At 55.5% G+C, this 15,750-nt stretch carries 13 protein-coding genes; 7 read left to right on the plus strand and 6 right to left on the minus strand.

Annotated elements, in window-relative coordinates; all coding sequences use genetic code 11:
- Positions 1-8 precede the first annotated feature (8 nt).
- Positions 9-2,726: a magnesium ABC transporter ATPase gene (locus VW41_20930; protein ID AJZ91307.1), complete on the minus strand. Its 2,718-nt coding sequence runs from the start codon at positions 2,724-2,726 to the stop codon at positions 9-11.
- Between the two features lie 498 nt (positions 2,727-3,224).
- Here VW41_20930 and treR point away from each other — a divergent pair, with 498 nt between their 5' ends.
- The 3 genes from treR (at position 3,225) to VW41_20945 (ending at position 7,565) form a co-directional block, all read left to right on the plus strand.
- Complete coding sequence (treR, locus tag VW41_20935; protein ID AJZ91308.1) at positions 3,225-4,172, plus strand: trehalose repressor; 948 nt, start codon at positions 3,225-3,227, stop codon at positions 4,170-4,172.
- Positions 4,173-4,292: 120 nt separating this feature from the next.
- Positions 4,293-5,711: a PTS system trehalose(maltose)-specific transporter subunits IIBC gene (locus VW41_20940; protein AJZ91309.1), complete on the plus strand. Its 1,419-nt coding sequence runs from the start codon at positions 4,293-4,295 to the stop codon at positions 5,709-5,711.
- Positions 5,712-5,906: 195 nt separating this feature from the next.
- Positions 5,907-7,565, plus strand: a complete 1,659-nt coding sequence (locus tag VW41_20945) for a trehalose-6-phosphate hydrolase (protein ID AJZ91310.1) — start codon at positions 5,907-5,909, stop codon at positions 7,563-7,565.
- 257 nt (positions 7,566-7,822) lie between these two features.
- Here the strand turns inward: VW41_20945 and VW41_20950 are convergent, their stop codons facing one another.
- A complete protein-coding gene (locus VW41_20950) occupies positions 7,823-8,353 on the minus strand; it encodes an oxidoreductase (GenBank protein ID AJZ91311.1) in 531 nt (176 codons plus the stop codon).
- 100 nt (positions 8,354-8,453) lie between these two features.
- Here VW41_20950 and VW41_20955 point away from each other — a divergent pair, with 100 nt between their 5' ends.
- The 3 genes from VW41_20955 to VW41_20965 all read left to right on the plus strand — a co-directional run bounded on the left by VW41_20955 (position 8,454) and on the right by VW41_20965 (position 12,369).
- Positions 8,454-9,335: a LysR family transcriptional regulator gene (locus VW41_20955; protein AJZ91312.1), complete on the plus strand. Its 882-nt coding sequence runs from the start codon at positions 8,454-8,456 to the stop codon at positions 9,333-9,335.
- 294 nt (positions 9,336-9,629) lie between these two features.
- Complete coding sequence (locus tag VW41_20960) at positions 9,630-11,765, plus strand: ribonucleoside-triphosphate reductase (protein ID AJZ91313.1); 2,136 nt, start codon at positions 9,630-9,632, stop codon at positions 11,763-11,765.
- A 139-nt stretch (positions 11,766-11,904) separates the two neighbouring features.
- Positions 11,905-12,369: a ribonucleoside-triphosphate reductase gene (locus VW41_20965; GenBank protein AJZ91314.1), complete on the plus strand. Its 465-nt coding sequence runs from the start codon at positions 11,905-11,907 to the stop codon at positions 12,367-12,369.
- 30 nt (positions 12,370-12,399) lie between these two features.
- On the opposite strand, the gene VW41_20970 is transcribed toward VW41_20965, so the two are convergent.
- Positions 12,400-12,753, minus strand: a complete 354-nt coding sequence (locus VW41_20970) for an HxlR family transcriptional regulator (protein ID AJZ91315.1) — start codon at positions 12,751-12,753, stop codon at positions 12,400-12,402.
- 121 nt (positions 12,754-12,874) lie between these two features.
- Here VW41_20970 and VW41_20975 point away from each other — a divergent pair, with 121 nt between their 5' ends.
- The gene (locus VW41_20975) at positions 12,875-13,405 is read left to right on the plus strand and encodes an NAD(P)H oxidoreductase (protein ID AJZ91316.1); all 531 of its coding nucleotides are present in this window, start codon (positions 12,875-12,877) and stop codon (positions 13,403-13,405) included.
- Positions 13,406-13,516: 111 nt separating this feature from the next.
- Here VW41_20975 and VW41_20980 read toward each other — a convergent pair whose 3' ends face one another.
- From VW41_20980 to VW41_20990, 3 genes are all read right to left on the minus strand, one after another.
- A complete protein-coding gene (locus VW41_20980; protein ID AJZ91317.1) occupies positions 13,517-14,560 on the minus strand; it encodes a membrane protein in 1,044 nt (347 codons plus the stop codon).
- A gap of 78 nt (positions 14,561-14,638) precedes the next feature.
- The gene (locus tag VW41_20985; protein AJZ91318.1) at positions 14,639-15,292 is read right to left on the minus strand and encodes a hypothetical protein; all 654 of its coding nucleotides are present in this window, start codon (positions 15,290-15,292) and stop codon (positions 14,639-14,641) included.
- Entirely contained in the window at positions 15,289-15,741 is a 453-nt protein-coding gene (locus VW41_20990; protein ID AJZ91319.1) for a hypothetical protein, read from the minus strand. Before VW41_20990 ends, VW41_20985 begins: the two co-directional genes overlap by 4 nt.
- Between the last annotated feature and the right edge of the window lie 9 nt (positions 15,742-15,750).

The raw sequence follows: 15,750 nt of genomic DNA on the forward strand, positions 1-15,750 counted from the left end.
TTTTGGGATTATTGCCAGCCGTAACGGCGGCTGTAGAAGCCTTTTACCGCCTGAGTCAACATCATGTATCCCGCCAGGATAATCACCAGCAGTGGGAAGTAGCTCAGCGGCAGCGCCTGCAGGTGGAGGTACTCCGCCAGCGGGGAGAACGGCAGCGCGATCCCGAGCGCCATCACCAGCAGCGTCATGACCATCAGCGGCCAGGCCGGGCGACTTTGCAGGAACGGAATGCGGCGGGTACGGATCATATGCACGATCAGCGTCTGCGACAGCAGGCCTTCCACGAACCAGCCGGACTGGAACAGCGTTTGCGCTTCCGGGGAGTTGGCTTTGAAAATCCACCACATCACGCCGAAAGTCACGATGTCGAAGATGGAGCTCAGTGGCCCGAAGAACACCATAAAGCGGCCCAGATCGGCCGGGTTCCAGCGCTGCGGCTGCTTGATTTGTTCATCGTCGACGTTATCAAACGGGATAGCGACCTGAGAGACATCGTACATCAGGTTCTGGATCAGCAAGTGAATTGGCAGCATCGGCAGGAACGGCAGGAAGGCGCTGGCCACCAGCACGCTGAAGACGTTCCCGAAGTTAGAGCTGGCGGTCATTTTGATGTACTTGAGCATGTTGGCAAAGGTACGACGGCCTTCAATCACGCCCTCTTCCAGCACCATCAGGCTTTTTTCCAGCAGGATAATGTCGGCAGCTTCCCGGGCGATGTCCACCGCGCCATCGACGGAAATACCGATATCCGCGGCACGAAGGGCCGGTGCATCGTTAATCCCGTCCCCCATGAAGCCCACCACATGGCCTTCACCGCGCAGCAGGCGGACAATACGCTCTTTGTGCATCGGCGTCAGGCGAGCAAACAGCGTAGTTTGCAGCGCCACGCGCGCCAGCTCTTCATCGCTCATTGCTTCGATGTCGCTGCCGATGATCAGATCGCCGACTTCCAGGCCGACTTCACGGCATACTTTCGCCGCGACCAGCTCGCTGTCGCCGGTCAGGATTTTTACTGCGATGCCGCTGGCTTTCAGCGCTTTCAGCGCAGGAGCCGTGGTTTCTTTCGGTGGGTCGAGGAAGGCAATGTAGCCTTCGAGGATCAGGTCAGACTCATCCACGCGGCTGTAGTCTGCGCTGCGGGCAGGCAAGAATTTAGTCGCGACGGCAACCACGCGCAGGCCCTGGCTGTTTAGCGAATCGGTTACGCTGCGAATACGCGTCAGCATCCCTTCGCTGAGCGGCACGATTTCATCGCCGTGGCGCACATGAGTACACACATTGAGGATCTCCTGCAGCGCGCCCTTGCAGATAAGCTGATGAACGTCAGCCTGCTCGGAGACCACAACCGACATGCGACGACGGTCAAAGTCGAAAGGAATTTCATCCACTTTATGCCAGCGGGCAACCGCCGTGCGGGCGTGATCGGCATCGACGCCTTCCAGCACCGCCACGTCCAGCAGATTTTTCAGCCCGGTCTGGTAATGGCTGTTCAGCCAGGCGGTATGCAGCACGCGATCGCTTTGTTCACCAAAAATATCGGTGTGGGTTTCCAGCACGATGCGGTCCTGCGTCAGGGTGCCCGTTTTATCGGTACACAGAATATCCATCGCGCCAAAGTTCTGGATGGCATCCAGGTGTTTCACAATGACTTTTTGCTTCGACAGTTTCACCGCCCCGCGCGCCAGCGTGGAGGTCACGATCATTGGCAGCATTTCCGGCGTTAGGCCGACGGCAACGGAGAGCGAGAACAGCGCCGCTTCCCACCAGTCACCTTTGGTGAAGCCGTTAATCAGCAGTACCACTGGCACCATCACCAGCATAAAGCGGATCAGCAGCCAGCTTACGCGGCTGATACCGCGCTGGAAGGCGTTAGGTTCGCTCTCCTGCTGGGTGACACGCCCGGCAAGCTGCCCGAACCAGGTGTTCCCGCCGGTGGCGATAATCATCGCCAGCGCGGTGCCGCTCACCACGTTGGTGCCCATAAAGCAGAGGTTGTCGCACTCCAGCGGGTTGTGCTGGTCATGCTGGCGGCTGACGGCGACTTTCTCGACCGGCAGAGATTCCCCGGTCAACGACGCCTGGCCGACAAACAGGTCACGCGCCTGCATAACGCGCAGATCGGCTGGGATCATATCCCCCGCAGCAAGCTTAACGATATCCCCCGGTACCAGTTGGTCCAGCGGGACTTCGACATAGGCATATTCGCCCTGTTCGTTGATAACACGCAGCACGGTCGCGGTATTACTAACCATCGCCTTCAGCGCGTCCGCTGCACGGGTGGAGCGGGTTTCCTGGATGAAGTTCAGCAGGGTGGAAATCACCACCATCAGGGCAATGACGCTTGCGCCGAACAGACCATCTTCCGTGGCGTAGGAGAAGATCCCCAGCGCCGTCAGTAGCAGGTTGAACGGGTTGCGGTAACAGACCCAGAGATGCACAAACCACGGGGCGGGTTTCTGCGCCGGGATCTGGTTCAGGCCATAGGTTTCGCGAGCCTTTTCGACTTCACGCGCGTCCAGCCCTTCCGGGTGGCTACCAAACTCAACGTAGAGCTGCTCTTCGCTGGCAGCGGCATATTTCAGACAGGCTTGAGTGAGCGTCGCTGGAATATCGGCGGCCTTCGCCACAACTTTTCCGTCAGGCATAGGATCGCGCTGCACCAGGCGGCGCGGCAGGTGGCGGCTTAGCTGGGACATCAGCTGGCGTGTGAGGTTTTTAAATTGCATAAACGTCCTTAGCACCGTCTTGAGCGGTACCTAAGTTTCCTGCAGGCGCAACAAAGCTGCACCAGGCAGGAGAGCATCAACAAGCAGGGACGTAAATGAGAGCGGTCGTCACTGCCTTACAAAACCGGTAAGGCAGCGGGCGTTAACCTGTGGCTTACCGGAAAATTCCTGTTACTTCAGGGTGAGGACTGGGATCGGGTTCCATGTCATCTCCGGTAGCGTTGAAAGAAAAATAGCATTACGCCTTCTGGCATAATGAGAATGCCAGGTATACTACGCCGGTAAAACTAAACCTTCTGTAAACCAGATTTTGCCCATGGTGGGAACGGGATACAGCGTTAAAATTTTACTCTTGGTAAGTATATTCTAAATAATCCGGATTACAGGTTGGTGGCAAACGAGTGACAATCACTGCATTCGTGTCCCAAAAGGAACAGGGCTAGCCGCCATTGTCTAACGAGCCAATTTGCACCGTGACCGCCAGGGAAAAGAACAGCTATGCAAAGTCGCCTTACCATCAAAGATATTGCCCGCCTGAGCGGCGTGGGGAAATCTACCGTTTCTCGCGTATTGAACAATGAAAGCGGCGTCAGCGCCCGCACGCGGGAACGGGTTGAAGCGGTAATGCAACAACATGAGTTCTCCCCTTCCCGCTCGGCGCGCGCTATGCGTGGGCAAAGCGACAAAGTGGTCGCCATTATCGTGACCCGTCTGGACTCCCTGTCGGAAAATCTGGCGGTACAAACCATGCTGCCTCGCCTGTACGAAGAAGGCTACGACCCGATAATGATGGAGAGTCAGTTCTCACCGGACATGGTGGAGGAACATCTCGGCATGCTGCGCCGCCGCAATATTGACGGCGTAATTTTGTTCGGCTTTACCGGTATTAACGAGAAAGTGCTGCAGCCCTGGCGCTCCACGCTGGTGCTGATGGCGCGGGATGCCAGCGGTTTCGCTTCGGTATGCTACGACGATGAAGGCTCCATTCACATCCTGATGTCCACACTTTATCAGCAGGGCCACCGCGACATCAGCTTCCTTGGTGTGCCGCACGGCGACGTCACGACAGGCTATCGCCGTCACCAGGCTTATCTCGCATTTTGCCATGACCACGATATTACTCCGCATGCTGCCCTGCCCGGTCTCGCCATGAAGCAGGGTTACGAACATGTGGTTGAAGTATTGACCCCGAAAACCAGCGCCCTGCTGTGCGCCACCGACACCCTCGCGCTGGGCGCAAGCAAATACCTCCAGCAGCAAAACCGCAGCGATATTCAGTTAGCGAGCGTCGGGAACACGCCGTTGATGAAATTTTTGCATCCCGAAATTATCACCGTTGACCCCGGCTATGCCGAAGCCGGTCGCGCCGCGGCTTTACAGCTGATCGGGCAGATCTCTCAGGGTCAGCAGCTGCGGCAGATAGTTATCCCAAGCCACCTGCAATAAAACCGCCCGTAAACGGGATTTTGTGATCTTCGCCCGATTTCGGGAACGTTCCCATTTTCGCAAAATAGAATCCTGGCTACCCTTACAACAGGTCATTACCTCCTACCCAGGGTGTTACTTATGAGCAAAGTAAAACAACAAGACATCGATAAACTGATCGAACTGGTTGGCGGACGCGAGAATATCGCCACCGTCAGTCACTGTATTACCCGACTGCGTTTTGTACTGAACCATCCCGAGAATGCCCATCCTAAAGAGATCGAAAACCTGCCCATGGTGAAAGGCTGCTTTACCAACGCCGGCCAGTTCCAGGTAGTTATCGGTACCGATGTGGATGATTACTACAAGGCGTTGATTGCCACGACCGGACTCGACTCCGCTGACAAAGAGCAGGCTAAAACGGCGGCCCGCCAAAACATGAAATGGCACGAGCAGCTGATCTCTCACTTTGCAGAGATCTTCTTCCCGCTGCTGCCGGCGCTGATCAGCGGAGGCTTGATCCTTGGCTTCCGCAACGTCATTGGCGACCTGCCGATGAGCAACGGGGAAACCCTTGCCCAGATGTATCCGGCGTTGAAAACCGTCTATGACTTCCTGTGGCTGATTGGCGAGGCGATCTTCTTCTATCTGCCGGTGGGCATTTGCTGGTCTGCGGTTAAGAAAATGGGCGGCACGCCTATTCTCGGTATCGTGCTGGGCGTTACGCTGGTGTCACCACAGCTGATGAACGCCTACGAACTGGGCACCAAGATCCCGGAAGTCTGGAACTTCGGCTGGTTCACCATTGAGAAAGTAGGTTACCAGGCACAGGTTATTCCTGCACTGCTGGCAGGCCTGGCGCTCGGCTTCATTGAAACTCGCCTTAAACGCATCGTGCCGGATTACCTTTATCTGGTTATCGTGCCGGTATGTTCTCTGATCCTTGCCGTATTCCTGGCGCACACCGTGATCGGGCCGTTTGGCCGTATGATCGGCGACGGCGTGGCCTTCGCGGTTCGCCACCTGATGACCGGCAGCTTCGCCCCTATCGGCGCCGCCCTGTTTGGCTTCCTGTATGCGCCGCTGGTGATTACCGGCGTTCACCAGACCACGCTTGCCATCGACATGCAGATGATTCAGAGCCTGGGCGGAACGCCTGTCTGGCCGCTGATTGCGCTGTCTAATATCGCTCAGGCTTCTGCCGTTGTCGGCATTATTATCTGCAGCCGCAAGCAGAATGAACGTGAGATCTCCGTCCCGGCGGCTATTTCTGCCTACCTCGGCGTAACCGAACCGGCCATGTACGGGATCAACCTGAAGTACCACTTCCCGATGCTCTGCGCGATGGTAGGTTCCGGCCTGGCTGGGCTGCTGTGCGGCCTGAACGGCGTGATGGCGAACGGGATTGGCGTCGGCGGCCTGCCGGGCATCCTGTCCATTCAGCCTAAGTTCTGGGGCGTCTACGCCATTGCGATTGTTATCGCGGTGATCGTCCCGATTATCCTGACCTCTATCGTCTACAAGCGTAAATTCCGCCAGGGCACGCTGCTGGTGGTGTAGGTCGATTTCACGGGGGCAGGAATGCCCCCATTTTCGTTAGAGCAAAGTGTATGTTCTCGCTTTGTGGGTTATCAGCTGAAAATCATCCATTTGATTTTCCTTATTTTTTGATGGCACTTGAGGTTCTTTCCACCGCCAGAGGTTTGCCATCAGTTTGCGGGGCAGTTACGCCCCTTCAGCTAGCAGGAACTCGCTATGAATATCACTCCTCCGTGGTGGCAGAACGGTGTCATCTACCAGATTTACCCGAAGAGTTTTCAGGACACGACCGGCAGCGGTACCGGCGATCTGAAGGGCGTGATTAAGCGTCTGGATTACCTCAAGACGCTGGGCGTAGACGCCCTCTGGATTACACCGTTTTATGTCTCGCCTCAGATAGATAACGGCTATGACGTCGCTAACTACTGCGCTATAGATCCGACCTACGGCACGCTGGAAGATTTTGATTTGCTGGTAGCAGAAGCCCACCAGCGTGGTATTCGCCTGGTGCTGGATATGGTGTTTAACCACACCTCTACGGAGCACGACTGGTTTAAGCAGGCGCAGGATAAACACAGCCCGTACCGCGAGTTCTATATCTGGCGCGACGGCACGCCGGATATTCTGCCGAACAACTGGCGTTCAAAGTTTGGCGGCAATGCCTGGCAGTGGCAGGCGGAAACCGGTCAATACTACCTGCATCTGTTCGCGCCTGAGCAGGCAGACCTTAACTGGGAAAACCCGGCGGTTCGCGCTGAACTGAAAAAGGTTTGCGAGTTCTGGGCCAACCGCGGCGTGGACGGCCTGCGCCTCGACGTGATTAACCTGGTGTCAAAAGACCTCGCATTCCCGAACGACGTAAATGGTGGCGATGGCCGCCGTTTCTACACCGATGGCCCACGTATTCACGAATTTTTGCAGGAATTTAGCCGCGATGCTTTTAAGCCGCTCGGCCTGATGACCGTCGGCGAGATGTCCTCCACTTCGCTGGATAACTGCCAGAAGTATGGCGCCCTGGACGGCAGCGAGCTGTCGATGACCTTTAACTTCCATCACCTGAAGGTGGACTATCCCGGCGGTGAGAAATGGACGCTGGCAAAACCTGACTACGTGGAGCTGAAGTCCATCTTCAACCACTGGCAGCAGGGGATGCATAACGTGGCCTGGAACGCGCTGTTCTGGTGTAACCACGACCAGCCGCGCATCGTGTCCCGTTTTGGCCACGAAGGCGAACTGCGAACGACATCCGCGAAGATGCTGGCGATGGTGCTGCACGGCATGCAAGGCACGCCGTACATCTATCAGGGGGAAGAGATTGGGATGACCAACCCGCATTTCTCCAGCATCGACCAGTACCGCGATGTGGAAAGCCTCAATATGTTTGCCGAACTGCGAACTCTTGGGCGCGACAGCGACACGCTAATGGCTATTCTTGCCAGTAAGTCGCGCGACAACAGCCGCACGCCGATGCAGTGGGATGCCGGCAGTAACGCAGGCTTTAGCGAAGGCACGCCGTGGATTGGCCTGTGCGATAACTACCAGACGGTCAACGCCGCAGCGGCGCTGGAAGACAAAGATTCGGTCTTCTATACCTACCAGCAATTGATCAAGCTGCGTAAGGCTGAGCCGGTGCTGACCTGGGGGAATTATCAGGATCTGCTGCCAGAGCACCCGCTGGTGTGGAGCTATAGCCGCCAACACGAAGGCCAGACGCTGATCGTTGCCGCTAACCTTAGCGGGGAAGCGCAATGGCTGCAGCTGGAAGGGCATGAAGGCGAATGGGATGTGCTGATGAGTAACTACGCTGATGCCGCCCCTAAGCCTGCGGAGATGAGTCTGAGGCCGTTTGAGGCGGTGTATTGGATCAAGCGTTAGCCTGATTGCCTGCGTTGGAAAAGATTACCCTCACCCTAACCCTAACCCTCTCCCTGAAAGGGAGAGGGGATACACATTGTTTCCTGCCGCTTGTTTCCCTCATAGCCTTCTCTCTGAAAGGGAGAAGGGATAAACAATGTTTCCTGGCGCTTGTTTCCCATAGCCTTCTCTCTGAAAGGGAGAAGGGATAAACAATGTTTCTTGCCGCTTGTTTCCCCCTCGCCCCTCCGGGGAGAGGGCCGGGGTGAGGGGAGAAATTACCCTTTCAGCGCCTGAACCCGACTCAGCCAGCCGTTAACGCCCTCATCGATCAGCGCTTCCGTAATCGTATTCGCCCCCTGGATCAGCGCGGGCGCCTGCCAGATCATACCTGTCTTATTCGCCATCGCGTGGAACGGCAGCAGCAACTCTTCCACCGTGTAACGGTTCGCGCCTTCTGCCCGATAGGCGTCTGCCTGGCCGCCCGTTGAAGTCATGACCATCAGCTTTTTCCCGTGCAGCGCGGTGCCGTTAGTGCCGTAGGCAAAACCGAAAGTCAGCACCTGATCCTGCCAGTCTTTGAGGATTGCCGGGGAGCTGTACCACCAGAACGGAAACATCAGCACGATAGCGTCATGCTCCAGCAGCAGCGCCTGTTCACGCGCTACGTCAATCTGGTGATCCGGGTATTCACGCTTAAGCTCATGCACGGTGACGCCCGCAATGCTTTTCAGTGCCGTCACGCCAGCATGGTTAATACGGGATTCATCAGGGGCGCGATGTGCCGCCAGAACTAATACTTTTGTCATCTTTCAGGCCTCATTTTTGGGATGGGGCTATCTTTTCAGATGACAGGCCTTACCTGTAGTCCATAACATGGCACATCTGTTTCAACTAAAGGTTACAAGCATGATGCTTTCAGCAGACGTTCATCGGCTCATTCCGGCGTTTCTGGCGGCGGCGGACTGCCAGAGTTTTTCCGAGGCAGCCCGCCAGCTTGGGGTTACGCCTGCGGCGGTGAGCAAAAGCATACGCCAGCTTGAGCAGCGGCTTGGCATCGTGCTTTTTGTGCGCAATACACACTTTGTCGTGCTTACCGAAGAAGGTACTGCGCTGCGTGATGAGGTCGCCCCCCTGTGGCAGGCGCTGAACCAGGCGCTAGTTAATCCAGGCTCGGAACCTTCAGGACTGCTGCGCGTCAGCGTCATACCCGGCTTTGGCCGCCACTGCCTGATGCCTCTCCTCGCCGAGTTTCAGCGCCGCTATCCGCTGATTCGCTTTGAGCTATCAATGGAGGCCCGCAGCGTAAACCTGATTGCCGAACGCATTGATGTGGCTATCGGCTATCGCACGGTAAGAGATAACCGCGTGGTGGCGCGCGAGCTGTATACCTCGAATATGGTTACGGCGGCATCGCCAGCCTATTTGGCGCAACACGGTACGCCACAAACGCCGGAAGATCTCAGCGAGCATCGCTGTCTCATCCACCGTAACTCTGGTACCGGGCGCCTTCAGCAGTGGATGAATAATGAAACGCTGTTTGACGAGCCTTCCGCATGGTTTATCTCCACCTCGCCGGATTCATTGGTGGATGCCGCGCTGTCCGGCATGGGGATTATTTATCTCGCCGACTGGTATCTCACCAGGCCCATAGCCGAAGGAAAGTTACAGGCGATTTTGCAGAACACGGCCACCGAGCCGCAGCAGCTCTGGGTGAAGTACGCCGGAGGAAAAGTCCCGCCAAAGACTCGGGTATTTGTAGAATATTTATACGAAAAATTAATCGGATAATTTCCCTCCCTGGACAACGCCCGTCGTTTCTACCGCCCCCGATTTACTTTGTTCTGCATCAATAAAAGCGTAAACATGTTTGATGCAAATCACTATATATAGAATTTAGAATGCACCTCGGCCCTACATGTTGTATCTATCGACTATTATAACGACGACTTCCACAGGATAAGTTTGGGGATTATCTGTGGATAAAAAGGGCCAGCTTTCGGGAAATTTTGACAGGACAAATGGCTACACGCCGCCGAATACGCCCCAACCTTTGTGGATAACCTAAAAATAAACGGAGAAATCATGACACCGCATGTGATGAAAAGAGACGGGTGCAAAGTACCTTTCACTTCAGAGCGCATCAGAGAAGCCATTCTACGTGCAGCTAAAGCAGCGGGAGTCGATGACGCGGACTATTGCGCCACCGTCGCAGACATTGTCAGTCAGCAGATGGCGGGCCGCAGCCAGGTCGACATCGGCGAGATCCAGGTCGCCGTGGAAAACCAGCTCATGGCCGGCAACTACAAGCAGCTGGCGCGTGCCTATATTGAGTATCGCCATGACCGCGATATTGAGCGCGAAAAACGTGGCCGCCTGAACCAGGAAATTCGCGGCCTGGTTGAGCAGACCAACTCTGCCCTGCTCAACGAGAACGCCAACAAGGACAGCAAGGTGATCCCTACCCAGCGCGACCTGCTGGCCGGGATCGTCGCCAAACACTACGCCAAGCAGCACCTGCTGCCGCGTGACGTGGTACTCGCGCACGAGCGTGGGGATATTCACTATCACGATCTCGACTACTCTCCGTTTTTCCCAATGTTCAACTGCATGCTGATAGATCTCAAAGGCATGCTGACCCACGGCTTTAAAATGGGTAACGCCGAGATCGAACCGCCAAAATCCATCTCTACGGCAACGGCCGTTACCGCGCAGATCATCGCTCAGGTTGCCAGCCACATTTATGGCGGAACCACCATTAACCGCATCGACGAAGTGCTGGCCCCGTTTGTGACCGAAAGTTTTAATAAGCACCGGGCAATCGCCGAAGAGTGGCAGATCCCTGATGCTGATAAGTACGCACTTTCTCGCACCGAGAAAGAGTGCTACGACGCCTTCCAGTCCCTTGAATATGAAGTGAATACTCTGCATACCGCCAACGGGCAGACGCCGTTTGTCACCTTTGGTTTTGGCCTCGGCACACGCTGGGAGTCCCGTCTGATTCAGACCTCGATTCTGCGCAACCGCATTGCCGGGCTGGGTAAAAACCGCAAAACTGCGGTGTTCCCAAAACTGGTCTTTGCTATTCGCGACGGCCTGAACCATAAGTTCGGCGACCCCAACTACGACATTAAGCAGCTGGCACTGGAATGCGCCTCCAAACGCATGTACCCGGACATTCTGAACTACGACCAGGTAGTGAAAGTCACCGGCTCGTTTAAAACGCCAATGGGTTGCCGCAGCTTCCTTGGGGTATACGAAGAAAATGGGGAGCAGATCCACGACGGGCGTAATAACCTCGGCGTGATCAGCCTGAACCTGCCGCGCATTGCGCTGGAAGCCAAAGGGGATGAAACCACCTTCTGGAAGCTGCTGGACGACCGCTTGCAGCTGGCGCGTAAGGCGCTGATGACCCGTATTGCCCGTCTGGAAGGCGTCAAAGCCCGCGTTGCCCCCATTCTCTACATGGAAGGCGCCTGCGGCGTACGCCTGAAGGCCGACGACGACGTGTCTGAGATCTTTAAAAACGGCCGGGCTTCCATTTCACTGGGCTATATCGGCATCCACGAAACGGTGAATGCCCTGTTCGGTAACCAGCATGTTTACGATAGCGAAGCCCTGCGCGAAAAAGCCGTTGCCATCGTTGCCCGCCTGCGCGAAGCCACCGATAGCTGGAAAGAAGAAACCGGCTACGGCTTTAGCCTTTACAGCACGCCAAGTGAAAACCTGTGCGACCGCTTCTGCCGCCTTGATACCGCCGAGTTTGGCGTCGTGCCTGGCGTTACGGATAAAGGTTATTACACCAACAGCTTCCACCTCGACGTCGAGAAAAAGGTGAATCCTTACGACAAAATCGACTTCGAAGCACCTTACCCACCTCTGGCTAACGGCGGCTTCATTTGCTACGGCGAGTACCCGAACATTCAGCACAACCTGCGGGCGCTGGAGGACGTGTGGGACTATAGCTACCAGCATGTGCCTTACTACGGTACCAACACGCCAATCGATGAATGCTACGAGTGCGGGTACACCGGTGAGTTCGAATGTACCAGCAAGGGCTTTACCTGCCCGAAATGCGGTAACCATGATGCGGCCCGCGTGTCGGTTACCCGCCGGGTATGCGGCTATCTCGGTAGCCCGGACGCGCGTCCGTTTAACGCCGGCAAGCAGGAAGAGGTGAAGCGCCGCGTGAAGCATCTGGGCAACGGGCAGATCGGTTAAGCCATAAAGCGAACTCCCCTCACCCTAACCCTCTCCCCTAAGGGGAGAGGGAACTGTCTGTGTAAATACTTACGCCGCGCGCTGGTTTTCTCCCTCTCCTGTGGGAGAGGGCCGGGGTGAGGGCAATCAGGTCAGGCTTATGAATTACCACCAATACTATCCCGTCGATATCGTCAATGGCCCCGGCACACGCTGTACGCTGTTTGTCTCAGGTTGCGTGCATGAATGCCCCGGCTGCTACAACAAAAGCACCTGGCGCGTGAACTCGGGCATGCCGTTTACTTCAGAAATGGCCGACCGCATTATTGCCGACCTGAACGACACCCGCGTTAAGCGCCAGGGGATCTCGCTCTCGGGCGGTGACCCGCTGCATCCGCAGAACCTGCCGGACATTCTTAAGCTGGTGCAGCGCGTGCGTGCCGAATGCCCGGGCAAGGACATCTGGGTGTGGACGGGGTATAAGATTGATGAGCTGGACGCCGCCCAGCAAGAAGTGGTGGCATTGATCAACGTGCTGGTAGACGGCAAGTTTGTTCAGGATTTAAAAGACCCGGCGCTTATCTGGCGCGGCAGCAGCAACCAGGTCATTCACCACCTGCGTTAAGACAGGCTTCCCGATAGCCAGCGGGAAGCTTCACTTCAGCACATCATGGCGATGCACATTTCCCCATTCACACATCATGTCCAGCACCGGGATCAGCGACTTCCCGCGCTCTGAAAGGCTGTACTCCACCTTGGGCGGAATTTGCGGGTATTCATCCCGGATAATCAGTCCGTCGTTTTCCAGCTCTTTCAGCGTCAGGCTCAGGGTTCTGAACGAGATAGTCTCAATGCAGCGTTTTAGCTCGTTGAAGCGAATCACCGGCTTATGTTCTGCCAGCGCATAGAGAATGATCATTTTGTATTTCCCGTTCACCAGCGACAGCGTGTAGGCAAAGCCCGTGTCGCCCATAAATGCGCAGGAATCCGGCACAGCCTTTTCGCTCATGGACACTATCCTTTGGTATAGTACATATCAACAATGACAGTATTGTACTTTAATTTAAAGCTCCCTATGATGCAAACATCAAATAAACGCTGATGGTCAGCCATCTCAAGAGGAATTAACCATGAAGACGTTAATTGTTGTTATTCATCCCAATATTAATGAATCTAAAATTAATAAACGCTGGGTAAGCGAAGTAGAAAAGAATCCGGCGTCATATACCGTCCACAATCTTTACCAGACTTATCAGGATGGGGTTATTGATGTTGCAAGTGAGCAAAAACTGATTGAGCAGCACGATAAAATTATTCTGCAATTCCCGCTGTACTGGTTTAATAGCCCGCCGTTGTTAAAGCAGTGGCTGGATGAAGTCTTTACCTATGGCTGGGCCTACGGCTCCACCAGCGGGCATAAGCTCAGAGGCCGTAAGTTCGCGCTGGCGGTAAGCGCTGGGATCAAAGAGGAGGACTTTTCCCAAGACGGACGTTATCACCATTCGTTAAAAGAAATACTCCTGCCGTTTGAAATGACGGCAAAATATGTCGAAGCGGATTACCAGCCATTCTACGCATTTTACGGTGCCGAATATGAAGTGTCAGATCAACAGCTGGAAAGTAGCGCCAAAGGATATATTGATTACCTGCAGTCCTTGTAATATTTATAACCAGCCCGCAACCCTCTCAATAAAGTAACGAGAACTCTTCCCTGGCTATTAAAAAGCCACGTAACAACGTGGCTTTTATTTATCAACGGTAAGCAAATAATGTCAAATAAGCGCCAGGCTTCCAACAATAATGCCGCTGAGCGCCACCAGCCCGCCGGTTAACCACAAGGCCTTAGCCGGGAAAGCTTTATGCAGCATGATAAGCGACGGCAGGCTGACCGCAGGAAGCGTAATCAATAGCGCCAATGCCGGAGCCGTGCCCATCCCCGCCAGCATCATGGTTTGCACGATAGGAATTTCAGCCGCCGTCGGGATGACGAACAGGCAGCCGACCACCGCCATGGCAATAACCCAGAAAAGCGAGTCGCTAACTGCGCCATCAGCGTGCGGGAATAGCCAGACGCGCGCTGCGCCAAGCGCCAGCACGGCCAGGACATAAACAGGAATTGTGCTCCAGAACAGCTGCCACAGCGCTTGTCCCCAGCGAATCAGGAAAGCGCCCTCTTCTGTCGGACGGTTAACGGCGGGAACCGCCTCAATGTTTTGCGGCTTATCTTTTACCCAGCGCTGCACCAGCAAAGCCACACCCAGAACCGTTGCCAGGCCCGCCACTAACCGAACCAAAGCGAACTGCCACCCCAGAACAAACCCCATAAAGACCAGTGTCGCCGGGTTAAGCAGCGGGTTCCCCATCCAAAAAGCCAGTGCTCCGCCCATAGAAACGGACTGCCGGCGCATTCCCGCCGTCACCGGGGCCGCACAGCAAGTACACATCATGCCAGGGAGAGAGAAAAGCGTCCCGAAGAACGTCCCACGGAGACGTTGCTGCCCCAGGGTGCGCAGCAGCCAGTCGCGGGGAATAAGCACCTGTATTAGAGAGCCCAGGATAACGCCCAGCACCGCCGCTTTCCAGACGGCCAGAAAATAAACCATCGCATAATCCAGCGCGGCTTTAAGCGGGTTCACGTCCGCCTGAGCGAGGATAGATTTGCCGATACTGTGAGTGTCCGCGGCGGTAAATGCTTTGCCGTAATACGGCTGCCATTTCACGTACCAAAGCCCGGCGATCAATACCAGGAAAAACAGCGTGGGCTTCCACCACGGAAATGAACGGGTTCCCGGTGCGGGTGAGGAAGAAAATGGCATGGCCGTTCCCCTGAAATTGATTAGCGAGGTAATTATTTATGGCGACATACTATGCCACAACTAGCCGATCTGAAAAGTTTACTCCACAGAATAGTGCGCCGCTCGAGCACGTAACTCGGCAGAATCAACAATCGCCACCCCGTCCCGAGCGGGGCTGAACGCTTCCAAAAGCAGGGCTTTTGCCACGTCTGATGACTCAATAGCTTTGAGGTTTCCGGGCAGCATTTTAAAAATCGGTAACATGACGACTTCGTTTAAGCGTCGGGTTTGGCGATGTCCCAACAGCATTGATGGGCGAGCTATAATCAGGCGAGGCCAGTTCTGCGCTATCAGCGCGTCCTCCATTTCCCCTTTTACCCGGTTGTAGAAAAACGGCGAACGGCTGTTTGCCCCCAGCGCGCTGACCACCAGCATCTGTTTTGCTCCCAGCCGTAAACCCGCGAGGGCGGTGTCCACCACCAGCGTGTAATCGACGAGGATAAAAGCCTCTTTGCTGCCCGCCTCGCGAAGAGTTGTGCCCAGGCAGCAAAAAACCGTATCAACCGGCTCCGTGACCTGCGCAAGCGCGTCTGAAAGCTGCGGATCGTGAGGATTAACAACCTTGTTCAGTGCTACGGGCAGCGGGCGGCGAGTAGGCGCCACAATCGTACTGATGCGCGAGTCCTGGCTAAGCAGGCGGAGTAAATGGCCGCCCACAAGCCCGGTGGCACCGACTATCAGAACACGACTCATATTGCCTCCTGAGAATTACCCTGGTCGTCACGTAGCCAGTGTAGCTTTTTCCCGAAGCCAAGCGTGTTGTCCGTCATTTTTAGCTCATCAAGCCGAATTTCCCACATCGGGGCCGACATCACTTTCGCAATCGGAAAACGCTTCAGGTAGCGAATACGGTAGTCAGCCGTTTCCTCTGCCGCCAGCAGGCGAATTTCGCCCCGGAACTGCACGCCGCGAATAAGCGCCACCGTTTTGGGCTGACCGTTTATCGTCCCGGCGACCGGGGCTTGCTCCCCAATCAGCTGCCCGTGGCGGGACGAGGTTTCGCTCAGCAGATAAAAGGCCACCCGCTCAGCGTCGAAGATGTAAAAAGCGTTGGCACACCAAAGCGAGTGCCCACTGCCCACGCAGTAGCTCAGAACATGTTGTTTTGTCAGCCAGCGGCTGATGGCATTGAGTGATTCCATCGTCATCCT

Source organism: Klebsiella michiganensis (genome assembly GCA_000963575.1).
GTDB lineage: Bacteria > Pseudomonadota > Gammaproteobacteria > Enterobacterales > Enterobacteriaceae > Cedecea > Cedecea michiganensis_A.